The organism is Streptomyces sp. NBC_00212 (assembly GCF_045206365.1).
Lineage (GTDB): Bacteria > Actinomycetota > Actinomycetes > Streptomycetales > Streptomycetaceae > Streptomyces.
Genome location: NZ_CP108116.1, coordinates 323,529 through 346,679 on the forward strand (window position 1 = coordinate 323,529; position 23,151 = coordinate 346,679).

A 23,151-nucleotide genomic window follows, 5' to 3' on the forward strand; every position below is an offset into this window, starting at 1 on the left:
TTCGAGCCGTCTTCGAGCCGTTCTGCCTCAAGCCTCAAGCGGGGCGGTGCTTTCCGGTCAATCCCGTACTGATCTCGTCAGCTTGTGCTGCACGACGAGGGAACTCCGGGACGCCGCAGGGCCGGGCCCGGGCTGCTGTGCCCGGGCCCGGCCCTGCGTCTGCGCTGATTCAGTGGGCGGCGAGCACCGCGTCGGTGACGGTGGCGCCTTCGCCCAGGTCGTCCGCGACCCAGAACACCACTGCTCTAAGCAACGTCCTCCGGAGAATCCCCCGGGCCGAACTCGGCCTCCAGCACGTCAGTGAAGATCCCGATTGGATCGTCCCAACCGCCCTGGGCCCAGTCGGCGTTGGTGTTGATCGTCAGCATGCGCCGGCCGTCGCGGGTGCCGTAGGTGTAGGACCACGATCCAAGGACAGCGCCGCCCATGCCCCAGACCGTTGTGCCGCACGGCAGTGTCAGGGAGCAGACGCCGAGTCCGTAGGCAGTGCCGGGAATCCAGCCCTTGGTGGGGACCGTGGCGAACATCGCCTTCTGCTGGATTTCCGGGAGGAGCCGTCCTTGGAGCAGGGCGCCGAAGAAGTGGTTGAGATCCTCGGCCGTAGAAATCATGCCGCCGGCGGCCCAGTACGGGGTCGGGTCCAGCTCGGTGGTGTCGTAGATCTCGGCGTCGGGGTCGGGCAGGTACAGCTTGGTGTAGTGCCGCGAGTGCGGCCCTCTGATCGCCTGGTCATCGGCGCACGGCAGATACGTTCCGGCCAAGCGGAGCGGATGGACGATCCTCTCCGCGATCTCGTCGGCCACCGCCCTGCCGGTCACCCGCTCCACGAGCAGCCCGGCGAGGATGTAGTTGGTGCTGGAGTACCCCCAGTCCGTACCTGGTTCGAAGGCGGCCGGATGGGACAGGCCTATCTGGACGAGTTGCAAGGGGGTGTAGCTGTCGCGGGCCTGCAGCGCCGCGTAGTCCTCGGTGTAGCTGAAGATCCCGCTGGTGTTGTCGAGCAGCTGGCGGACGGTGACCCGGCAGCCGTCGTGGCCGTTGCCACGGACCACGCCCGGCAGCCACTTCTCGACGGTGTCGTCGAGGCTCAGCTCGTGTTCTGCGGCGAGTTGCAGCACCACGGTCGCCACGAACGTCTTGGTGATGCTGCCGATACGGAACCGGTCCTGGGGGCTGCGTTCGCGGCCGGTTTCCGTATCGCCCACCCCGGCCGAGCCGAACCAGCGTCCCTCGCCGTCGCGAAACTCGGCGAGGATTCCGGGAACACCGCCTTCGTCCACGGCCCGCTCGAGTACGCGTTGGACCTTGCTCGTAGTCATCGCCCCGCCCTTCGCCTGCCTCACGCCTCACGACGACGTACGCCTGCTGCCAGGCGACGTGGGCGTGCCCCGGCCCAACGGCGCGTGTCCGGAAACGAAACGTCAACCTCGGTCCATCACCGTAATGTCTTCGAACGACCGCGCAGCCGTGGCTCGTTGGAAGAGTGCTCGAGGCCAGCTGGAGAAGCCCGCTGTCATGAACAGGCCGGGGCCTCAACGTGTGTCCCACGCGGAAGGCGAGTCGCCGGGCCGGGGTGGGAGAGCGCCGCCGTCCGGCTGCACCAGGCCAACCCCCTGGAACACAACGCCACCGCACCCCCAGTCTGCCGCATCGTGACGGCATCCAGGATGGCCGCACTGTGCGAGGCGGCATGCACGGCCATGAGGGTACTGGCGGAAGGCGATACCTGGATGAATGCCGGCCCTGTCGGCGAACCGCTGTCCATCAACAATCTCACGGCACAAGACATCATCCGCCACTACACGGTAGCGCCAAGGCCTACTTCCTGACGACGGGTCCCGCACCGGTCAGCACGCCTCACGTCCACCGGCCGAAACGTCCTGATCGCCTGAGCGCAGGTCCACGCCGGAACGTCCGTCGGCGATCGGCTTCGCGTCGAAGTGCGGCACGGACAGACCCGGGAAGGGCCGCGACACCGCCGAAGCCGGCGCGGACGAGGCGGTGTCGGCTCCGGCAGCCTCGATTGAGGGCGCACTCGCGCCGCGGGTCTCATGTCCCCGCCTGGCGCGGAGCCCGTCAACTCGCCACGCCACTGCTCACCGGTCCTGGTGAACTTCGATAACCCCGAATGCGTCATCACGTCGACGTTGATGCAGTTCAGAGCCCTGGTGCGGCGTGTCGCGCCACGGCGGGCGGGGCGCTGAATGCTGCCATCCTCATCACAGAGAGCTCTGTCGTGGTCACTTAATGATGTGAGATGGAGAGCCGGATGACGCTGTCGTCTGACGATTTGCAGTATCACCGCCGGTTGCTGATCAGCGCGGCGGTCCGTGCCGGATATGCGCACACCTGCCGCTACGAGGAACCGGCCGCCCGCCGGGAGATCGCCCGCATGACCGGGGTCGTCATGTCGGTGTGCGGCCCGGGCCGAGGCCCGAACACGCCGACGACGCTCATCGAGGCGTTGCATCATCCCCTCGCACGGATCGCTCCCGGCCTGTTTGCCGACAGCCAGATGGGCTCGTTGACGGTACTCGATGGCGGCGAGCTCAGCGACGACGTGTACGCCGAAGGCTGCGAGGACATCGTTGAGCTGCTCAGCGGGGGTGTGGATCCCGCGCGCCGCTGGTTGCCCACGTGGGCGTGGATGCACGGCGAGATGGTGGAGCGTGAGGCGTTCCAGCTGATCAACGAGGGTGCCAGCGAGCAGGAGTACACCGCGCACCGGTACTTCGTGGTCAAGCAGCCCGCGGGCGGTGAGCGGCAGTTGGCGGAGTTGTTCAGTTCGGCGGTCGGCATGCGCAAGTCCGTGCGCTATGTGCCGATCCCGGCGGATCAGGTGTTTGGGGGGAAGTGGTGGTGGCCGTGCTCGGTGTGCCAGTGGCCGATGCACGTCGATGGTGGCGAGGTGCGCTGCCGGTTCCCGCTGCACAACGCGGCGTACTTCGTGCGTGCCGACTCCGCGAAGGGGCGTCCGCTGCTGCATCGGCGGGACGGCGGCGTGCCGCAGCAGCCGGCGGCCCGGCCCTTTTACCGGGAGGGCCCGAACCGCAGCATCTGCGTGGAGACCGCGGTGTGGCGGCACATCGTCATCTCCGGGGTTTCCGAGATCTACCTCTTCAAGCGGCTGGAGGCGCTCAAGAACTGCGGTGTCGAGGTCGAATTGTGGCCGGGCAAGGACCGTTACGACCTGCTGATCCGAGTTCCCGCGACGGGCTGGGAGCTGCGGATCGATGTGAAGGACTACGCGAGCGCCGTGTCGCTGGCCGACCGGCTGCGCAGGAAACCGCCGGCGGCGCGCACCATCGTTATTCCCAACTACCGGGGCGAGGCACAGCGCGACGAGCTGGCCGAACTGCTGCCGAATCTGACGGTCCTGCTGGTGAGCGAGGTTATCAAGGCGGTCAAGGCTGAACTGCGCAAGGCGGGCCGACGATGACCATGCCGGTGGTGGAGAAGGACAGTGAGCTGGACCGGCGGATTCTGCCGAAGGTCATTGCCTGTGCGTGCGCGCTCGCGCAGGCGCATTTCCCGCTGCGGGCCAAGGACGGCAGCGCCGGCACTGACCTCAAGCGGGTGTCCTATCTGCTCACGGGCCAGTACGACGCGTGGAGCAAATACCCGCAGCTGTCGGGCGAAGAGCAGCGGCGCATCAGCCGGATGCTGCGCCAGCGCCCCAACCGGCTGAGCAACGAGGAGTCGCTGCATACGGACGCGGAGCGCTTCTTGGCCACGGGAGCGCTGTGTGAGTACGTCCTGCAGGACGACGGTGTGCTCGCCGCCCGCCATGGCATGCTGCCCCGGGAGTTGGCCGACGTGCTGCTGGAGGAGATCGACCGGCTCCGTGCCGAGAACTCCGGCCCCCTGCCCCATGCCGAGCCCGGTGACTACGTGACCACCTTGCGGGTGCCGGTCGCTGGCCACGACTCCACGTGGGCCGTCCAGGCCCACTACACGTTGCAGGAGCGTCATGCGGCACCGGAGGCCGAGCCGGTCAGGGTGTGCACCGCGTCGGCCGGGCAGTTGACCCTCAAGGTGAAGGAGTTCCTCGCCCTCAACCGGGAGCTGGACCAGCAGGCCGGTGAGACCTTCCGCGCCGAGTCCCTTGATCCGCTGTTTGCTCAGCTACGGACCGGCGACGATGTCGAGGTCGGCGACCTGCTGCATGTTGAGGCAGGGAATCTGCAGGTGCTCCAGGCGCCGACCGGGTTCGGTAAGAGTGTTCTCATGCGGAGCCTGGGCTCCTGGGCGCAGGCGGAGGGCGCCACGCTGGGTCTGGCCGTGCCCACCACCATGGCTGCGCTGAAGATGGCCTACGGCATCGAGAAGGACCTGCGCTCGCGCGGAGTTGAGCATCCCGAGCGGCTGGTCGTGCCGCTGATGTCACCGAACAGCATGATGGCCGCCCTCGATCAGGTGGCTGCGGAGTCCAGGGACCGGTCCTTCGTCAAGTGGGCGGAAGACCGGCTCGGTTACGGCTGCGCCTTGCCGTCGCTGGCGACCGTCGACGACGAGGTCGATGCGTGGGTGCCCGGCCACGAAGCGTGCATGTCTCTGGTCCCGTATCGGCCGGTTGGAGTCCCGGAATCTGGACGGGGTCCGAAGACACGACGGCAGGGGATCTGCGCCTGCCCGTACCGGCCGGTGTGCGGCAAGTTCCGGCTGGCCCGGCAGGCATGCACCGCGCAGATCATCGTCACCACGCACGCGAACTTCTACCAGGGGCATCTGCACATTCCCGTCCAGGTCGATTCCGGGGCCGTCGTCGAGCGGATGACGGTGGAGGAACTGATGCTGCGGCGATGCCAGTTCATCGCCCTGGACGAAGTCGACGCGTTTCAGTCCTTCGTCCTGGGGCAGGCTGGCAGGGGACTCACTCTGGCCTGGGGCAACCGCCAGGACCAGCGCCCGCTGCTGCGGCTCGACGGCGAGTTCATCCAGGCCTTCGGGCGGGTACGGCCAGCCCTGGACGAGTCCATGCGCAACACCTTGATGCGCACCCGCTGGCTCGCCGAGACCTACACCAGCCACCTCGCCCACGGCTCCCTCGGCCCCAGTGACCGCAAAGACACCAAGAACAAGAAGGGGAGCCACCCCGCGAAGAAGTCGGGCCGCCCGGTGCAGGAGCGGCGGTGGATCATTCCGCAGCGCTGGGACGGCTGGATCAGCACCCAGCTGCGGGCCTTGTTCGCCAACGACGAGCAGCAGGTGAGCGGGCAGGAACGTGGCTTCTCCCCGGACGTGGCCGAGCGCGGCCTGTTCGCCGCCCTGTACGAGCGCAAGATCAAGATGACGGCGCTGCCAGAACATCTGCATCCGCTCGCCGAGCTCCTGCGCGATGTCATCGACCCGGACGGGGATGCCGGATCCCTGTCCCACGTGCGCAAGCAGTTGGAGAAGCTGCTGGCCCGGTGGGTGCCCAACCAGCACGTGCGCGCCGACGTGCTGGACCGGATGTTGCGCCGGGCCTTCCTCGAACCGCTGCGGCTGCTGCTGTACCGCTTCGTCCACAACGCCCAGCAGCTCAAGCTGGCCGGGGTGGAATCAGCACGGGACATCGCCGACGTGCTGGGACCCTTCAGCGCGTGGCGGGCCATCCCGCACGGCCCGCAGGGGCGCCTGATGTTCGCCTTCACCGAGGACGTGCGCACAGGGGTGCCGGAGGACACCCGCCTGAGCGTGGCGGCCTTCGGCGGCGACCCGCACACCTACGTCACCACCCTCGGACAGATCACGGCGCTCGCCCACAGCGGCCACAAACGCGCCGTGCTGGGCCTGTCGGCCACCGCATACGCGCCCGGCGCGCACCGCCACCACGTGCACACCGTCCCCACCTGGTGGGTGCCCGACGACGTCGATCACGGGGTGAGCATCGAAGCCGAACTCTTCCCCGGACTCGGCGAAGAGATGCTGCGCATCTCCGGCATCACCGGCAAGGACCGCGTCGAAGCCACCCGGCTTCTGGGCCGTCGCCTGTGGCCCCGGCTGCGCGGCGAGCTCCACGATCTCGCCCGGCAGAGCAAGAACCGGGTCCAGGACTCCATCCTGCTCGTCACCACCTCCTACGACAGCTGCCAGCATCTGCGCGACGGCCTGCTGGCCGCGGGCGCCGAACCCGGGCTCATCGCGGTGGCCGTCAGGCCCCGCCCGGAGGACGAACCGGCCTCCCGCCACGACGATTCGGGCGAACCGCTGTGGCACGAGATCCGCGGCGACCAGCTCGAATCGTTCACCCGGCTGCCCAAGGCCCGCATCCTGATCGCGCCGCTGGGCCGGGCCGAGCGCGGGCTGAACATCCTGGCGCCCCAGTCCAACAAGTCCGCGATCGGCTCCATCTGGCTCGCCATCCGCCCCGTCCCACTCGTCGACGAGCCCGACGAACTCCTCGCCCACGTCGGCGCCCGCGCCCTGGACGAGAAGCAGACCAGCAGCGAGCCCTGGACGGAGCTCGAGCGACGCCGCACGGTGGCCGGCCACTACTTCGAAAAGCTGGTCACCAGTGAACGCTACTTCCGCTCCCTGCCGGCCCGCGCCAAGCAAGCCATCGCCGCTGAGCTCATCATCAGCCTCATCCAGCTCGTCGGACGCGCCCGGCGTGGAGGCACACCAGGGCGCATCAAACTCGTCGACGCCGCCTTCCTCGACACCCGCGGCAAGTCCGACCTGCCCCACCTCATCCGCGCCCTGCGCGAGCAGTGGACCAAGAACCACGAGCTGCCTCTGATGCGCCGCTACTACGGCACCACCCTGAACGCCTTCTTCCGCTTCGCCGACCGCCATGTTGGGGAGACTGCCGGATGATCAGCACCCTGGCCTTTCTCTTCCCGTACTCCGCACTCGGGAAGATCACGCTCTACCCCCTGAACAGCGAGTTCGGCCAGGCATGGAGCAGCCTGCCCACCTACGGGGATGCCAAGAACGGCAAGCCGAGCCGCCCCCCGTATGCCGGACTGGCCTCCGCGCTCAGCGCGGTCTCGGGCCAGCCCGTTGTCCTCATGCCGCACACCTACGAACCCGTGGATGATGACTTCGCCGAGCCCGCCGTCGCGGTCACCACCAAGCCCTTCAACGCCTGGATCCTGTCCACCGCGGTCCGCGAATGGGAGCGGCGCGTACGCAAGGGCGAGGACGCCAACACACTTGCCCCTCTGCTCGCCGCTGCCGAAGTCGAACACCCCGAACTCGCGTCCTTCGTGCGCGGCGTCGAGGACGGAACCCCGCACGCCCCGGGTTGGTTCTACCGCGTCGCAGCCTGGAACTTCGCCCAGCGTCTGGCCCGCACCCCCCTGCTCATCCCTAACGGCCCCAGCATGCGCCGCATCCACTGGCGCATGGATACCCAGGGCAGCCTCATTAGCTGGGACAACGTCACCCGGCGGACCACGCTGAAACCCAAGCGCACCGGATACGCCCTGCACAAACTGGACTTCCGAGTCGCCACCCAGCCTGGCGAACCGCTCTTCGCGCTCCACGTGCTGCCCACGTTCAGCAGGCTGGCCACCCACTGGGCCAGCACCCGCACCGTGTTCATCGAGCACGGCGGGCACAAGAACACGCTGCTGCGGATGCCGATCGGCCACACCAAGAACAGCGACGGCCAGTGGGTGCCCTACGCCCGCAACTACGCCGCCGAAGTCCTCGAAGCCTGCGGCATGGCCTTCACCGCCTGGCCCACCAACGACGATCTCGCGGCACTGAGCGGCCAGATGCGTGCCCTCGTTCCCGCCCCCGTTCCCCACGTCCTCGGCAAAGGTGTCGGCACACGCTTCAACAAGATCCTCGCCGACCACATCAACGAGACCTTCAAACGCCCCAAGATCATCCAAGTGGGCTTCGAGGCCACCGATGTCGAACTCACCCGCCCCACCAAGGGCGCTGTCACCCGCGCAGACCTCGACCACGCCCTGGCCGCCACCGGCAGTGAAACCGTCCGCATCATCGCCCTCTACAACGACGGCACCACCCGCAGGAGAATGAGCGAGGCCCTCGCCGCCTACACGAGCACCCCCGAGCGGCCGCTCGACTGCGGCGACCACCAAGACCACCGCCTCAGCCAGCGGCTGGTCGTCCGCTTCCACCGACTGCGGGCCCTCGACCACGTCGAGCAGGTCGACTGGGACGGCGAACTCGACTTCCTCGACCAACTCCAGGACGACGCCGTTAACGGCGCCTGGGTCGAGACCATCTGGAACCCCAAGCCCACCAAGCGCGAACGCGAGGCCGGCCAGCACCGCCACGACCACAAAAGGGACCTGCGCCGCGCCCTGTACGAGCGCGACATCGTCTCCCAGTTCCTGGCCCGCCAGAGTGCACCCGAACCCGACGACGCGGCTGACGAAGCAGACACCGACGCCGACGCCGAGGCACCCAAGGACTACAAGGCGATCAACGCCCTGCGCGATCTGCTGTTCCGACTCGGCTGCGTGGACGACCGCCTGCGCCACGTCACCGACCTGACGGACGAGCCCATCCTGGTCGGCATCCACCTGCGCCAGCAGCGCGTCAGCAACCGCCGTCCCGGTGCTGCCGACCGCACGCAGATGGTCGAAGTCCTCACCGCACTCCACACCAGCAACGACCCCGATCGGCCCTGGCACCTGGGCTCCTACGACCACCATGCCCACGACTGGCGGCCCCAGGCGGCAGCGGAAGCGGCCTTCGGCCGGCGTGCCATCGGCCGCGAGGGGCACGCCCGGCACGAAGAAGGCGCCCTGCTGGCCCGCCAGCACATCGAATCCGCCCTGAAGATCCTCCCCTCCGACCGCCCTCTGATCATCTTCGTGGATACCGAAGCCTGCCGGACTATCTGGCCGGGTCTGCAGAACGTCCGCTTCGGCAAGGGGCCGCTGCCGGGCGATGACCTGCGCACCGAGACACGGTCCGTCGCCGTGGTCGCCATCAACACCTCCTATGGCGAAGTGCCCACCCCGGTAGAGAACACCGCCAGCCCGCGCAAGAGCCCCAAGCGCCCGCCGAAGCCCCAGGAGCGCCTCTACCGGCGTACCACCAGTACCGGCCATACCAGTTGGTACATCGCCCAGGCCTCCCGCACCTATGACGGCTTTGGCAGCGCTGGCAGCATCGGCGGCGTCCATACCCGTTTCACCCTCCCCAAGGACGACTGGGCACTTCAGCGCAAGGACTGGCACAGCTTCACCGCCACCCAGATCGCCGTCCCTCACGCCGCAGAGCGAGATCCGCAGCAACTCGCGGCGCTCGCAGCCCAGTTGTGCCACCAGTCCCTGGCCTGGGACGCGCGCACCCGCCACCCCGTCCCCCTTCACGTCGCCGGCGCCATGGACCGTGCTCATCCCGAATACCGAGGCCCCAGCATCGAAGCCGCCCACACACCCGAGACCGATGAGGCACGGGAGGGCGAGTAGCGGGGCAGATGCGGTGTGTTCCGCGGCGCCCCGGCTGTCCGCCCGCTCAACCTCGGCAGATTCGTGGGCAGGCGCTCAGCGAGCTCATTGTCGGTCGATGGCCTGGTAGAGAGTGGTCCAGAAGTCGTGGATGAGCCGCGGCGAGTCCGGGGTGGACATCCCTACCTGGGTGAGCAGGATTCCGGTGAGCTGGTTGTCGGGGTCGGCGTAGGCGGTGGTGCCGGTACCGCCGTCCCAGCCGAACTGGCCGATGGGCGCGTGGTCGCCGCGGTAAGTTCGTACCGCCATCCCAAAGCCCCAGCCGCCGTGGAGTCCCTGTCCGCCCGTCATATGGGCGATGTTCCTGTACATGGTGTCCCGGGCGGCTTGTTGCTCGGGCGTGAGGCGGTTGGTGGTCATCAGCTCGACGGCGGGCCGGGACAGGATCCGTTCGCTGCCGTGCATCCCGTGATTCAGGAGCATCTGGAAGTAGGCGTGGTAGTCATCGACGGTGGAGACCAGCCCACCGCCAGCGCCCTGGAACGCCGGGGGCTGGCTGGACCGTCCGCCTGCCGCCTCGTCCCACACGACGAACTCGCCGGTCTGCGGATCGGGTCCGTACAGGGGCGGCAGCCGGTCGATCTTGTTGGCGGGTACGTGGAAGGCGGTGTCCTTCATCCCCAGCGGATCGAGGACGCGTTCGCGCAGAAACGTCTCCAACGGCTGGCCCGTAACCCTGGAGACAAGCACGCCGACCACCTCGTTGCTGAGGTCGTACTGCCACCGCTCTCCGGGCTGGTACGACAGCGGCAGCTCGCCGAGGCGGCGCATCCACTCGTCCGGGTCGGGCGCCGGTCCGGATGCCACGCTGTAGTCGAGACGCTCGAAGGTCGCGGCCCTGATCGGGGAGCCCATCAGCGCGAAGTCCACCCCGAGCCCGAAGGTGGAGGTCAGCAAGTCCCGTACGGTGATCGGCCGTTGTGCGGGCACGGTGTCCTCCAGCGGGCCGTCGGGCCGCTTCAGCACCCGACGGTCGGCGAGTTCGGGCAGCCACGGATCCACCGGGTCGTCCAGCCGCAGTCGGCACTCGTCGAGCAGGATCATCGCCGCCGCCATCGTGACCGGCTTGGACGTGGACGCCATCCGGAAGATCGTGTCCCGGCCCATCGGCGCGCCACCGTCATGGCGCATCGTCCCGATCGCTTCGACGTGTGTCTGACCGCCGCGACTGACCAGGGCGACGAGCCCGGGAATCTTCTTGGACTCGACATGCCGTGCCAGTACGTCGCGCAGCATGCGCAGCCCTGCTTCGGAGAAGCCGCTGTTGTCTGTTCCCATCATGAATCTCCTTGTGCACAGTGCTTGAGGTCACGGCGGCCCTGGTGGCTACCGGTCCCTTCGCGGTGGTGATGCGATGAGCGTGCACCCTGACCTAAGGTCAAGGTCAACCTCTCGCGCGGCCATGGGCTGACCGGTACTCATCGCAGGTGCCCGGCCTGGACCGGGCCTGGCCGCGGACCGCACGGCATCGGCCGGTACGCCGAGATCGCCATCGAGCCCCCCGTTCCACGCCGACGTCGACGCGGTCCTCGGCACATTCGGAGATGGCGGAGCTTCATTGACCGTGCGGGTGCGGTACGTGGTCGCTCGGGTGCCGGCCTCAGCGAGAAGGGTGAACGAGCGGGAACAGATGCGCGCTACCCTCGCCCCTTTGATCGTCCGCAAGCCATACCTCAAGGTGAGCGCGAAGGTCGCCGTCGATTACGGTTCGATCCTGCGCAAGGACTTACGCGCCGACGCGGTTTGCGAGACCGCGGCCGCCCATGATCTGGAGGTGTGCTGATCCGATGGCAGGCGGGCTGACAATCGGTCAGGCGGCGGGGTTCGTCGGCGTCACGATCAAGACCGTGCGGCACTATCACCGGCTCGGCCTGGTTGCCGAGCCGGAACGTGACATCTCCGGCTACCGCCGCTACGGGTCGGCCGACCTGCTGCGGCTGGTCCAGGTCCGGACCCTGGCCGGGGCCGGCGTGCCGCTGGCCGAGATCCGTGACCTGCTCGACGCCGGTCCCGAGCGGTTCACCGCCGCCCTGGACGATGTCCATCATCGACTCACCGAACAGATCGAGGAACTGATCGCGCGACGGGACATGCTGCACCGGCTTGCCCATGGCGACCGAGCCCTGCTGCCCGACCGGGCCTGCTCGGTCTTGGACCGACTCGCCGATCTCGGCTTCAGCCCCGACTACGTGGCCGGTCAACGGGAGGCTCTGGTGCTGGCCCGGGCGCTGGTCCCGGAGATCTTCGACACCTTCCTGACCCGGCTTGAACATTCGCTTGACGATCCCGAGTCCGTCGAGCTGACCAAACGCGGTTGGGACGCGAGGTCTTGGGAGCCGGACGACCCGCGGATCGAGGAGCTGGCGTCCACGCTGGCCGGCAAGCTGCTGACCAACCGCACGCTGCTGGCGATGCCGACCGAGTTTCGGAACAAGTCCGACGCCGCCTCCCGGTACGGACTGGTCAACCACCACCGGGAAGACCAGGCACCGTCCATCGCCCGGCTGAACGCGCTGGTCGAGGCGAACCTGCGCGCGGCAGGCATCGACATCCCGCATCATTGACGGCCGCCCAGCAGACCCTGCGCTGTTGGCGGGACGTCCGCTTTATCCCCGCTTCTCCGTCCGGGGCCGGGCCGTGGCAACCGAGCCCTGACGCCGGAGTTTGGACACCGGAGAGACTTGGATCTCGATGGTCCAAGAGAACGGAGTCGCCGTGGAGGAAGAACGCGACATTCTCTGCAAGGCAGCCCGATATCCCGCAGGGGAGACGTGCCGGTGTCCCGCGCACACACGTGTCAGGCACGGGCAGCGCCTGTGAACGACAGGACCGCCTCGCTGCACCACCGCACAGGACACGCCCCGACGCCCAGCCTCCCGACCTCCCCACACTGGCCGAAACACCTCGCCCTGTACGTCAACAGCCAACCTCTTGTGTTCGGAACTTGGCTAAGACTGCGCATCTATTGACGTGAATCGTTCAGGAAATTTATGGTCCCAGGACCCTCGCAGGCGAACCAGAGTGACGGAGAACCATGACGTCGTACTCCCTAGGTGTGCGGCCGCGTGCCGCCCGGCTGACCGCGGTGCTGCTGGCCGGAGCGCTTCTCGCCTCCGTGCCGCCGGCGGCCTCGCAGCCAGTGCGGAACACCGCCGCCACGACCGCCGACTGCCCCGACAGCGACGACTGGACGCTTGGCACCACCCGTATCGACGCGGCCGACACCCACCATGCCTTCGTCGGCAACGGCTACCTCGGGCAGCGCGTGCCGCCGAACGGTGCCGGATATACCGACAGCACGGCCAAGACCGGCTGGCCACTGTTCACCCCGAGCTACGACGGCTCGTTCGTGTCCGGGCTCTATGCGCACAACAAGCAGACCGCCGGGGACCGGCAAGCCGTCGCGGCGCTGCCCACCTGGACCGCGCTCGCCATCAGCACCGGTGGAACGCGGGGCGATACCTTCGACTCTTCGACGCCGTCCGGCCGGATCTCCCACTACCGTCAGTCGCTCCTCCTTCACTGCGGCGTGGTGCGTACGTCACTGACCTGGACCGCCACCGACGGCCGCCGGACCGACCTCGTGTACGAGGTGCTCGCCGACCGCGTCAACCCGCACGTGGGCGCCGTACGCCTGAGCATGACGCCGCACTGGAGCGGCGAGGCGACCGTGACCGACACGCTGGACGGGCGCGGCGCGCGCCGCATGAGCCAGACCGGCGGCGGTGACCGGACCAGCGGGCAGGGCGGCGACAGGGCCGCACCAACCATGGATGTGGCTTTCCGTACGGACGGCACGAACGTGGACGGAGCCGTCGCCTCCACCCTGCGCGCCGGACGCGGAGCGCACGGCGCCGACGTCCAACAGGCCACAGGAGCAAAGGACATGACGGCCCATCAGGCCCTTACTCTTCCGGTCCGGGGTGGGCAGTCGTACGACGTCACCAAGTACGTCGGCGTCGACACGTCTCTGACCTCGCGCGCGCCGCGCCGCGATGCCACCGTCGCCTCACAGCGTGCCTCTCAGGGTGGCTGGGATGCCCTGCTGCGCTCCCACACCGCCGCCTGGTCGCGGCTGTGGCGCAGCGACATCGAGGTGCCCGGACAGCCCGAGATGCAGTCGTGGGTGCGGTCCGCGCAGTACGGGCTGCTCTCCAACACTCGCGAGGGCGCGGCCAACAGCATTGCTCCGACGGGCCTGACCAGCGACAACTATGCAGGCCTCGTCTTTTGGGACGCCGAGACGTGGATGTACCCGGGCCTGCTCGCCACCCGGCCCGAACTCGCCAAGACCGTGGTCGACTATCGCTACCGGACCCTCGCAGGGGCTCGCGAGAATGCGCGCGAGCTCGGCTATCAAGGGCTCTTCTACCCCTGGAACAGCGGGAGTTCGGGCGACCTGGCCCAGGAGTGCCACAGCGTCGACCCGCCGCACTGCCGCACCCAGATCCACCTCCAGTCCGACATCTCCCTGGCCACCTGGCAGTACTACCTGGCCACCAACGACACGAAGTGGCTGCGCGAGCGCGGCTGGCCGGTGCTGCAGGGCATCGCCGAGTTCTGGGCAGGACGTGTCAGCCGCAACACGGACGGCAGCTACTCGATCAAGGACACGGCCGGGCCCGACGAATACAGCAACGGCGTCGACGACGCGGTCTTCACCAACGCCGGCGCCGTCACCGCCCTGCGCCACGCCATCCGCGCCGCCGAACTGCTCGGCCTGCAGGCCCCCGCCGAGTGGAAGACGATCGCCGACCACATCCGGATCCCATACGACGAACGCAGCAAGGTCTTCCAGCAGTACGACGGCTACCACGGCAGCACCATCAAGCAGGCCGACACGGTCCTGCTGATGTACCCGCTGGAATGGCCGATGCCCCAGGGCGCCGACGCCGCCACCCTGGACTACTACGCGCAGCGCACCGACCCGGACGGCCCGGCCATGACGGACTCGGTGCACGCCATCGACGCCGCCGGACTCGGCGAGCCGGGCTGCTCCACGTACACCTATCTCGAACGCTCCATCAAACCGTTCGTCCGCGGCCCCTTCGACCAGTTCTCGGAGGCCCGCGGCGACAAGGCGGGCGCCCAGGACCCGCTGGCGGGCTCGCCCGCCCACGACTTCCTGACCGGCAAGGGCGGCTTCCTGCAGGTCTTCACCAACGGCCTGACCGGCATGCGGATGCGCGAGGACCGCCTCCACCTCGACCCGATGCTGCCCCCGCAGCTCGACCGCGGTGTCACCCTGCACGGCCTGACCTGGCAGGGACGCACCTACGACATCGAACTCGGCGCCCACAGCACCACCGTGCGGCTCACCGACGGCGCCCCGATGACGCTCGACACTCCCCAGGGCAAGCAGATCGTCAGCAAGGGCTCCCCAGCCGTCCTCAAGACCCGCCGCCCCGACCTCATACCCACCACCAACGCGGCCCGCTGCACCACCGCCACGGCCTCGTCCGAACAGCCCGGCATGTACGCGGGGGCCGCGCTCGACGGCAACGGGGCCACGGCCTGGGTCCCCGACGGCACAAGCGGCCAGCTGACGGCGGACCTCACCAGGCCCGTCCGCGTCACAAAGGTCACCCCCACCTGGAACAGCACCAAACCCACCGCCTACAGCATCGAACTCTCCCTCGACGGGCATCACTGGCAGCCCGAGGTGGCGGGTGCTGCGCGACTCGCCCGGTACGTACGAGTGACAGTGCGAGGCGACACCGAGGCCAAGCAGCACCCGGGCATCGCGGAACTGGCCGTGAACTAGGCGCTGCTCAACAGCGAGGCTCGTTTGACCAGCGCGGGGTGCCGGGCGGCAGCCTGTCCCATTCGGGTGATCGCCTCGGTGAGGACGGACTGGGAGGTGGCGAAGTACAGAGGGACGTGCCCGGCGCCTCCCGTCCCGAAGATGTGGCCGGCGGAGAGAACCCACCCGGGCGTCCTCCAGGAACAGCCACGCGGGGCCGGCCAGATCGGTCACACCCGAGAGGTCCGTGGAGCATTCTTCCGGGGCGAGGCCGAGGGAACGGCAGTCGAGCCAGGCCAGATAGGTTCCCTCCGGCCTGGCGTAGCCGCTTCCGGGCAGGTGTTGGTCGATGAACCGACCCAGCAGGGAGCGGTTCGCGTCAAGCCCCGCCAACAACGCATCGAGCCAATTGTCCCCGTGGCGGTAGGCCGCAGTATGGGCGATGACGCCCAGGAACCCGGCGCCGTCGTGGACTTCCTCGGGCGTCCGGCGCAGATCGGCAGCGGCCTCAGGTTCCAGCCCTTGGTCGCCGACATGAGCGAGAAGGCGTCCTCGGCCCCGGGCATGCTGAGGTAGGGCTTGAAGTCGGCGCCCGGCAAGACGAGTGGGGCATGGATTTCGTCGGCGACGACGCGGATTCCGTACCGCCGAGCCAACTCCGCCACGGCGGCGAGCTCCTCGGCGGTGTGAACCGTGCCGGTGGGGTTGTGCGGATTGCTGAGGAGAAAGGCGATCCTGCCCTTGCCGCTCCCGGGTACGCCGGAACATCTCCTCCATCAGTCCAGGTTGATGCGGAGATCTCGCCCGAGCGGCGCCTCCACGATCCGTCGGTCGTCATGGGTGAGGAAGGCGTAGAAGGGCGCGTACACCGGAGAGTTGACGATGACCGGGTCGCCGGGGTCAGTGATCAGCCGCAGTACCTGGACCGCGCCCATCATCACGTCCGGGACCACGGCGGCGCGATCGACCGACGCTCCTTCCCACTTCCAACGACGTGAGGCGAAGCCGGCCAGCGACTCGGCGAACTCGGTTCCGGCGGGGTATCCGGTGTCACCGGTATCGATCGCCTCGCGCAGCGCTTCGGCGACCGGCGGCGTGAGCAGGACATCCATCTCAGCTCTCAGCCACCCACAGGGGCAGGACATCTGCCGGATACGTGCGCCGCTTCATGCTGTTGCGCTGACGGAGCTGCTTGAGCGAAAGCTCCTCGAGAGGGTTCGTATCTTCTCCGGCCCCAGCGTCTATGGTCCCGAGTCCACCAGCAGCAGTCACCTTCAGCATTGGACCGCCATCTCGATCTCGGCGCAAGCGGCGACACCAAGGTTCTGTGCGCCCCCGGCCCACGGCGAGGCCGTCGTAGCGCCAGATCAGCGCCGGGCGAGGACCGCGTTGGCCTTCATCAGGGCCGGGATCAACAGGTAGGCAGCGACCGGGACGACGATCGCCGTGAGGATCAACGTACGGACCAGCAGCGGCAGACGGGCCGTGGCCGGGCCGATCAGGCCGAGGACGACGGTGACCGTCGGGTAGATCGCCAGCCACGTGATCAGCGCGCGGCGATGCGTGGACGGAGCGGCGGCGGGGACGTTCACGGACATGCGTATCTCCTGGCAGGCGAGGTGGGACGCGCTGGAGCCTGAATCTCCAACCGATGGGTTGGAGTTTCACACACACCTCCACCAATGTCCAACCCAATGGTTGGAGATGGGATAGGGTCGCCCCATGGCCTGGGACACCGCGCGAACCAAACAGCTCCTGCTTGACGCCGCCGTCGAGGAATTCGCCGAACACGGCCCCGAGGGCGCCCGCGTCGCCCGCATCGCACAGCGCGCCGGCATCAACAAGGAGCGCATCTACCAGTACTTCGGCAGCAAGGACAAACTGTTCGCCGCCGTCCTGGAATCCGAGCTGAAGAAGATCGCCGCAGCCGTTCCGATGACCAGCGAACAGGCCGCAGACCTGGGCGACTATGCGGGCCGCGTCTTCGACTACCACCGCGCCCACCCGCACTTCGTACGCCTGCTGGCTTGGGAGGGCCTGCTGTACGAGGACCGGATCGCCGCCGAGGGCGAGCGTACCGACCACTACGCCGAGAAGATCGCCGCCGTCGCCCAGGCCCAGAAGAACGGATCCCTGGGCGACGCCGTCGGCCCGGCGGAGCTCATGCACGCCGTGATCGCGCTCTCCGCCTCTTGGTTCACCCTCCCCCAGCTCGCCCGCATACTCATGTCCGCAGCCACAGAGAAGGGCCCCGATGCCCAGCGCGAGACCCTGGTCTCGGTGGTACGCCAATTGAGTTCCTGACCACACTGACCACCGGAGCGCCATGGACACTTCGCGAGCCTTGTCCTCTTCTTCGTGGAAGTCCGGTGAGGGTCCGCGGGCCGGGAGGGCTGCCGACGCACAGCCGTGTGGGAGGGGCGTAGGTGGTTCTGGTGCGGGACCGGGGACCGAGGTGTCAGCGCAGTACGGTGCGCCGCTCGATGTCGCCGTTGGAGCGTGTGGCGGTCGCGGTGGCGAAGCGGCCTTCCGCGACGCTGAGCCAGAACTGCCTGCCGATCAAGACCTCCGCACCCTTGCTTGACGTGTTCCCCCACCGTCGCCCGCGCTGGAAGGTGACGTCCGGCGGAGCGTCCTGGCCGGCCTCGAAGACGCCCCAGGCCAGGGTGACGGGATCGCCGTCGGCCTGCATGCCCGACAGCACGCCGAGCAGGGTGGCTGAGATCAGAGCGGTCGGGACGACGACGTCCACGACGCGTTCGCCGTCGTAGATCTCCAGGGCCGCACGTCCCAGGGTTGCCCGGCTGAGCCGCACCGACCATGGGGTGCCCCGGAGTTGGGCCCTGTCGTCGTCGCCGGATGAGGGAAGAAGCTCTTGGTTCAGCACAGTGTTCACGGCGTCGACTCTCCTTGGCCCGCTTTTGAGGTACACAACCGAGCCTGACCGGAGCGAGGGCCCCAGTCTCCAACCCCAGTACCCGACTCCGGGGTGGCACTGGGTTCACCCCTCAACTCGGGGAATCCCCCTGCGGCTTCGGCAGCCGGGGCCGTGGTGGCTCTAGCACCACCGTGGATTCGGATGCCTGGGTTGAGGATCGCGCCGGGCTCCCCCGGCACTGTGGTGTTGGCAGGAGGCGAGCCGACCGTGGGCCTTCCTTGCTCACCGCCCCGGAACGCAATGGGTGACAGACCCATGCCCCGCCACACCAGTACGTGGTGTGTTCCGGACCTGCCCAGCTATGCACGCATGCTGTCGAAGGAGAATCATGTCCAGCATCTCGATCCCGGCCTCGATCAGGCACAGCCGGACCCTCAGGCGAGTCGCGGCAGGAGCCACCATCGGTGCCGCGATCGGCGCGTGGTGGATGTCCGACTCCGCTCCCTACCCGTACTCCCAGCACTGGCTGCTCGACCTTCCGCTGCCATTCCTGACCCTGCGCCGTCTGGACGACATACTGGAGGCCCGTCCAGGGGAGCGGATCCTTGAGATCGGCCCCGGCACCGGGCTGCAGTCCCTCCACGTAGCGCCGCAGCTGGAGGCCCAGGGTCGGCTGGACATCGTCGACATCCAGCAGCCGATGCTCGACCACGTGATGCGCCGGGCCGCGGACAGGAACATCACCAACATCGTGCCCAGCCTGGCCGATGCTCACCAACTCCCTTTCATCGACGCGACGTTCGATGGCGCCTATCTGGTAACCGCGCTCGGCGAGATCCCGGATCCGGCCCGGACGCTGAGTGAACTGCGCAGGGTTCTCAAGCCCGGTGGCCGACTGATCGTCGGAGAGTTCTTCGACCGTCATCAGATCCGTCCGGCCCACCTCATCGGCCACGCAAGCGCAGCTGGCCTGCGCGTCAGCCGGCGCACCGGTCCGCCCTTCGCGTACTATGCACAGCTGCGGCGTTCGCCCGGCCCGGTGTCCGCGGGTCGACAGGAGCTTGAGTCGCTGCTCAGCGCCAAGACCGCTGGCTCCTCGTAATGCCGCAGAGCCAAGAGATGCACAGGCCGGTCCTGCGCCGAGCCGTGCGCACGGAGTGGGGCCCGCTGCTTCGCACCGTACGCAACGGGCTGGGCGAGCGAGGGCTCCGTGCGATTCCGATCACGATCGCATCGGTGTGCCTGACGCTGCTGCTGCAGATCGCGCAGAACCAGTCCTGGGGTTACGGACTCGTCCAGGAACTCGGGTCGGTACATGCACACGATCCCCTGTGGCTGACCCTACTGCGCACCCTCCTGTCCCTCTTCGTGCCCGCATTGGACCTCCCGGTGTGGGGGGCGCTCGCGCAGATCCTGGTCGTCTTCGGGATCTGCGAAATCTGTCTGGGTGGCCCGCGGACCCTGGCGATTGCGTACGCGGCCACGCTCGCCGGAACGATGTATGCACACCTTGGCGTCCGGCTCGGGCCGGACGGCCCCCTCGGCCTGCCGACGTCGGCCGCGTACCTCAACGACTCCGGGCCGTCGGCAGCCGTGGTGGGCCTGGCGGTCTTCGTGTGCTGGCGCTACCGTGCGCGGCTCACCTGCGGGCTCGTGGTGGCGGCCATGGTCGTCGAAGTGCTGTTCATCAAGTGCAATCTGGCAGGCAAGGAACACGTCGTCGCAGTACTGGGCGTACTGGCGCTGTGCGGCCTGATGGAGCACCTCCAGCACCGCAACTCCGTGAGTGGGCGTTCTGCGAGGTTCAGTGGCCCTGGTAGTGCTTGAAGGTGGGTTGTCCCGTTCGAGGGCTTCACCGTTGGCCGGGTACGCGGTGGGCTGTGGGTGTGGACGGACGCTAGCCGTACCCCAGTGACCTGTCGGATGAAGCGTGGGAGCTGATCCACAGGCATCTCCACCTGCTACAAGTCGCCGTGGCCACTACGGGCCAGAGCATCACAGACAGATCTTCGCGACCGGTGTCTGAGGCTGGGACTACGGGTCCTTCCGCACGCGCTTCCATTGGCGCAGCACGTCCGCCATCGCCAGGGTGTCGGGGTGGTCATCGCCCAGCAGCCGCTCGGCATCGGCGACGAGTTGGTGCCAGTGGGCGGCGGCGTACAGGTCGGCGTTCAGCAGACTTTTCCCGGCCCGATACAGGACCGGATGGCCATCCGGCTGCCACAAGAGATCTCCGGCATGACCGGCCAGAGTGTCGGTGTTGGCCCGGAGCACGGCACACAGGTCGCGGTCGGTGTGGTCGGTTGTCGGCCAGATCGCCGCTAGGGCGTCTGCGGCCGCCCGAGCGGTGGCGGGGATTGCCGGGGCGGGGGTGGTTTCGCGGGCGGCGCGGGCGGTCAGCGCGTGCAGGCGCACCGCTCGGGGGCCGTCGCGGGAGTCGCAGGTGATGAGCCCGTAGCGGTGCAGGAGCCGCAGTACGGCCCGGGCCTGCTCCACGGTGACGGTATCGGGCTGGGGGTGTCCGGTGGGGCGGCGGGCGGTCCGCGGTCAGGTAGGTGGTGACCGCGGCGTCGGCCCACAGCGTTTGCGGGTGTCCGGCCGGGTCCAGGTGAGCGGCCAAACGAAGGGCGGGCGGTGGCCAGGCCCACCGGGGCACGCTACTGGGCGGCATCCAGGGTCAGCAGCAAGGCGGCGGTGATCTGCCGCCCGTAGCCCTCGGTGTCGGCGTCGGGGGCAGCAGGGCATCCAGGCGGGACTCTCGGGCGGTAAAGAGCCGGAGGTAGCGCCCGCACGCCACGTCCTCATTGATCATGTAGGCGGCGGCGTGCGCCGGCCCGGCCTGGATTGATGCCGTCGACGCCGACCAACTGCCCGGCCTCACCAACTTCGCACTCCACCTGCTCCGCGACCTCGACGCCGTGACCGCCGGACTCACCCTGGAATGGAACTCCGGGAGCGTCGAGGGCGCCGTGAACCGCATCAAGAAGATCAAAAGGCAGCTCTACAGGCGCGCCGGATTCGAACTACTCCGCAAGATGATCCTGCTTCAGTAGCCCCCGGCGACGGTGCCGGTGTGTCACGGACGTCGCGATCAGAGGGCCGGCCGTCCAAAACCCCACAGGGCGCTCGGACCTACGCAACGGCTACTGCAAAATGGCTCAAGTGAGCGAATCAACTGAGCAGGTGCAGACCGCAGATCGTCTTTGGCAGGAACACCGCCAAGCACCTTTCCCTGACAGCCTACGGCGTGCCGAGTTCGGGGGTACTGACGTGTGGTTGCTCGACCTGTACGCCGCTGGCTGCGTTTCTGCATGGCTGGACAACGGCGGCACACTCGATGCGGAGAACGGCCGCATCCTGCAGAGCTGCATCGAGGACTTGGACCGCGTCATCCCTGAGATCAACGACCCTGCAGGAGCTCAGTACTGCCAGCGGTTGCACCAGCTTGCCGTGCTCGTATCCAGGAACCTCGCCAGCCCCACCTGATGCGGTCCCCTAATCGAACGACGCCGTCACCCTCCGCGAGGGCTCCCCAAGATCTGTGACAGAACCGACTAGCGACGTCGTTTTGACACGACATTGGGAGTCGCACGCTCGCGCGAATAGGCGGTATTCACGAGAACGGGAGGCATTCACCCTGGGCCTCGCTCAACGGTGCAGTCGTCGCGTGAAGCCGACGCAATCGGCGCTTCCGGTCACGTCCACGGACGTGGTGTTCGGCGGGTTGTTGAAGTCGTCGCTGACCAGGGTGGTTTGAGCGGGCGCCCGGGTGGTGCGGGGCATAAGGGAGCGGCCATCGGATGAGCCTCCGGACGTACCGATCAAAGTCCGTTCCTGGAGGTCCCGATGACCGCTCCGCATAGTGTGTCCTTCCCTGAACCACTCGAGGACTATCTCGCCTCGGCGAGTCCCGATCTCGTCCGGCAGATGCTCGCGACCTTCGCGAACGCGCTGATGAGCGCGGATGCCCCAGTGCAACGCCGCGTACCGCGAGGTCAGTGACGAGCGCGTCAACCGGCGCAACGGCTACCGCCCCCGCCCGTGGGACACCCGGGCCGGCACCGTCGAACTCGCCGTGCCGCGGCTGCGGGAGGGCAGCTACTTCCCCGAGTGGCTCCTGGAGCGGCGCCGCCGTTCTGCGCAGGCCCTGATGTCCGTGATCGCCACCTGTTACGTCCGCGGCGTCTCCACTCGCCGGGTCGAAGGCATCGCGAAGGACCTCGGCGTCGCCCAGCTGTCCAAGTCCCAAGTATCCGCCCTGGTCAAGCACTTGGACGCCCAGCTGGACGCCTGGCGCGACCGTCCGCTGGACGCCGGACCCTATGTGTTCGTGTGGGCCGACGCGCTGACGATGAAGGTCCGTGAGGATGGCCGGGTCGTCAACATCGCCTGCCTCATCGCCGTCGGCGTCACGGCCGAGGGCCGGCGAGAGGTGATCGGTCTGGACGCGGTGACCAGCGAGACCGGCGCCGGCTGGCTCGCCTTCTTCCGGTCCCTGATCGCCCGCGGCCTGTCCGGCGTGAAGCTGGTGATCTCCGATGCCCACCCCGGCCTCATCGACGCGATCGGCGCCACGCTGCCCGGCTCGCAGTGGCAGCGGTGTCGAACGCATTACGCCCGCAACTTGGCCTCGCAGGTGCCAAAGAGCGCGGTCAGCGGCGTGATGACCCTGCTGCGGACGGTGTTCGAGCAGCCCGACGCCGAGGCGATCAACCGGCAGATGGACCACGTCATCACGTCGCTGTCCCAGCGTTTCCTCAAGCCGCGGCCCATCTCGAGGCCGCCCGCGAGGACTTGCTCGCCTTCACCGCCTTCCCCCAGCAAGTCTGGAAGCAGATCTGGTCCAATAATCCCCAGGAGCGGCTGAACAAGGAGATCCGCCGGCGCACCGACGTCGTCGGTATCTTCCCCGACCGCGACGCCGTCCTCCGTCTGATCACCGCGGTGCTGGCCGAGCAGACCGACGAGTGGACCGAACAACGCCGCTACATCGGCCCGGACATCCTCGCCGCCTGCACCGACGACCTCCCGGCCGAGCCCGACACCCCCGACCACGGGGGCTCATCACCCGCTCTGGACCACTGAGCCGAGCAAGCGGCCGCCACCAG

General features: G+C 68.2%; 15 protein-coding genes and 2 pseudogenes. 11 read left to right on the forward strand and 6 right to left on the reverse strand.

Going from position 1 to position 23,151, the window contains the following annotated elements; genetic code table 11:
* Nucleotides 1–245: 245 nt before the first annotated feature.
* Nucleotides 246–1,319 (reverse strand): serine hydrolase domain-containing protein, encoded by a 1,074-nt coding sequence (locus tag OHA17_RS41225; protein ID WP_331721467.1) that lies wholly within the window; start codon nt 1,317–1,319, stop codon nt 246–248.
* 938 nt (nt 1,320–2,257) lie between these two features.
* On the opposite strand from OHA17_RS41225, the gene OHA17_RS41230 reads away from it, so the two are divergent.
* Genes OHA17_RS41230 through OHA17_RS41240 form a run of 3 tightly spaced genes read left to right on the forward strand, consistent with a single transcriptional unit; the run spans nt 2,258 to nt 9,383 of the window.
* Nucleotides 2,258–3,439: a hypothetical protein gene (locus OHA17_RS41230; protein WP_406510985.1), complete on the forward strand. Its 1,182-nt coding sequence runs from the start codon at nt 2,258–2,260 to the stop codon at nt 3,437–3,439.
* Entirely contained in the window at nt 3,436–6,801 is a 3,366-nt protein-coding gene (locus OHA17_RS41235) for a hypothetical protein (protein ID WP_331721469.1), read from the forward strand. The genes OHA17_RS41230 and OHA17_RS41235 overlap by 4 nt, the downstream gene beginning before the upstream one ends.
* Nucleotides 6,798–9,383, forward strand: a complete 2,586-nt coding sequence (locus tag OHA17_RS41240; RefSeq protein WP_331721470.1) for an RNaseH domain-containing protein — start codon at nt 6,798–6,800, stop codon at nt 9,381–9,383. The genes OHA17_RS41235 and OHA17_RS41240 overlap by 4 nt, the downstream gene beginning before the upstream one ends.
* Before the next feature lie 84 nt (nt 9,384–9,467).
* On the opposite strand, the gene OHA17_RS41245 is transcribed toward OHA17_RS41240, so the two are convergent.
* Entirely contained in the window at nt 9,468–10,700 is a 1,233-nt protein-coding gene (locus OHA17_RS41245) for a serine hydrolase domain-containing protein (RefSeq protein WP_331721471.1), read from the reverse strand.
* A 373-nt stretch (nt 10,701–11,073) separates the two neighbouring features.
* Between OHA17_RS41245 and OHA17_RS41250 the strand changes: the two genes are divergently transcribed.
* The 3 genes from OHA17_RS41250 (at nt 11,074) to OHA17_RS41260 (ending at nt 15,186) form a co-directional block, all read left to right on the forward strand.
* A complete protein-coding gene (locus OHA17_RS41250) occupies nt 11,074–11,205 on the forward strand; it encodes a hypothetical protein (protein ID WP_406510986.1) in 132 nt (43 codons plus the stop codon).
* 4 nt (nt 11,206–11,209) lie between these two features.
* Nucleotides 11,210–11,986 (forward strand): MerR family transcriptional regulator, encoded by a 777-nt coding sequence (locus OHA17_RS41255; RefSeq protein ID WP_331721473.1) that lies wholly within the window; start codon nt 11,210–11,212, stop codon nt 11,984–11,986.
* Between the two features lie 470 nt (nt 11,987–12,456).
* Complete coding sequence (locus OHA17_RS41260) at nt 12,457–15,186, forward strand: discoidin domain-containing protein (RefSeq protein WP_331721474.1); 2,730 nt, start codon at nt 12,457–12,459, stop codon at nt 15,184–15,186.
* Here OHA17_RS41260 and OHA17_RS41265 read toward each other — a convergent pair.
* Together OHA17_RS41265 and OHA17_RS41270 are read right to left on the reverse strand one after the other, a co-directional pair.
* A pseudogene (locus OHA17_RS41265) lies at nt 15,183–16,335 on the reverse strand (MalY/PatB family protein). The gene OHA17_RS41260 and the pseudogene OHA17_RS41265 overlap by 4 nt on opposite strands.
* Before the next feature lie 197 nt (nt 16,336–16,532).
* Nucleotides 16,533–16,763 carry a hypothetical protein gene (locus OHA17_RS41270; RefSeq protein ID WP_331721475.1) on the reverse strand — a complete coding sequence of 77 codons (231 nt, stop codon included), beginning with the start codon at nt 16,761–16,763 and terminating at the stop codon, nt 16,533–16,535.
* Nucleotides 16,764–16,887: 124 nt separating this feature from the next.
* Here OHA17_RS41270 and OHA17_RS41275 point away from each other — a divergent pair, with 124 nt between their 5' ends.
* Nucleotides 16,888–17,469, forward strand: a complete 582-nt coding sequence (locus tag OHA17_RS41275; RefSeq protein WP_331721476.1) for a TetR family transcriptional regulator — start codon at nt 16,888–16,890, stop codon at nt 17,467–17,469.
* A gap of 154 nt (nt 17,470–17,623) precedes the next feature.
* Here OHA17_RS41275 and OHA17_RS41280 read toward each other — a convergent pair whose 3' ends face one another.
* Nucleotides 17,624–18,061, reverse strand: coding sequence for a hypothetical protein (locus tag OHA17_RS41280; RefSeq protein ID WP_331721477.1), 438 nt, complete (start codon nt 18,059–18,061; stop codon nt 17,624–17,626).
* A gap of 370 nt (nt 18,062–18,431) precedes the next feature.
* Between OHA17_RS41280 and OHA17_RS41285 the strand changes: the two genes are divergently transcribed.
* Both OHA17_RS41285 and OHA17_RS41290 read left to right on the forward strand, forming a co-directional pair.
* Nucleotides 18,432–19,145, forward strand: coding sequence for a methyltransferase domain-containing protein (locus OHA17_RS41285; RefSeq protein WP_331721478.1), 714 nt, complete (start codon nt 18,432–18,434; stop codon nt 19,143–19,145).
* Between the two features lie 17 nt (nt 19,146–19,162).
* A complete protein-coding gene (locus tag OHA17_RS41290; RefSeq protein WP_331721479.1) occupies nt 19,163–19,870 on the forward strand; it encodes a hypothetical protein in 708 nt (235 codons plus the stop codon).
* Between the two features lie 207 nt (nt 19,871–20,077).
* On the opposite strand, the gene OHA17_RS41295 is transcribed toward OHA17_RS41290, so the two are convergent.
* Nucleotides 20,078–20,539: a hypothetical protein gene (locus tag OHA17_RS41295; RefSeq protein WP_331721480.1), complete on the reverse strand. Its 462-nt coding sequence runs from the start codon at nt 20,537–20,539 to the stop codon at nt 20,078–20,080.
* Between the two features lie 666 nt (nt 20,540–21,205).
* Between OHA17_RS41295 and OHA17_RS41300 the strand changes: the two genes are divergently transcribed.
* Nucleotides 21,206–21,529, forward strand: a complete 324-nt coding sequence (locus tag OHA17_RS41300; RefSeq protein WP_331721482.1) for a hypothetical protein — start codon at nt 21,206–21,208, stop codon at nt 21,527–21,529.
* A gap of 360 nt (nt 21,530–21,889) precedes the next feature.
* Nucleotides 21,890–23,128 (forward strand): annotated as a pseudogene (locus OHA17_RS41305) (IS256 family transposase).
* The last annotated feature ends 23 nt before the right edge of the window (nt 23,129–23,151 follow it).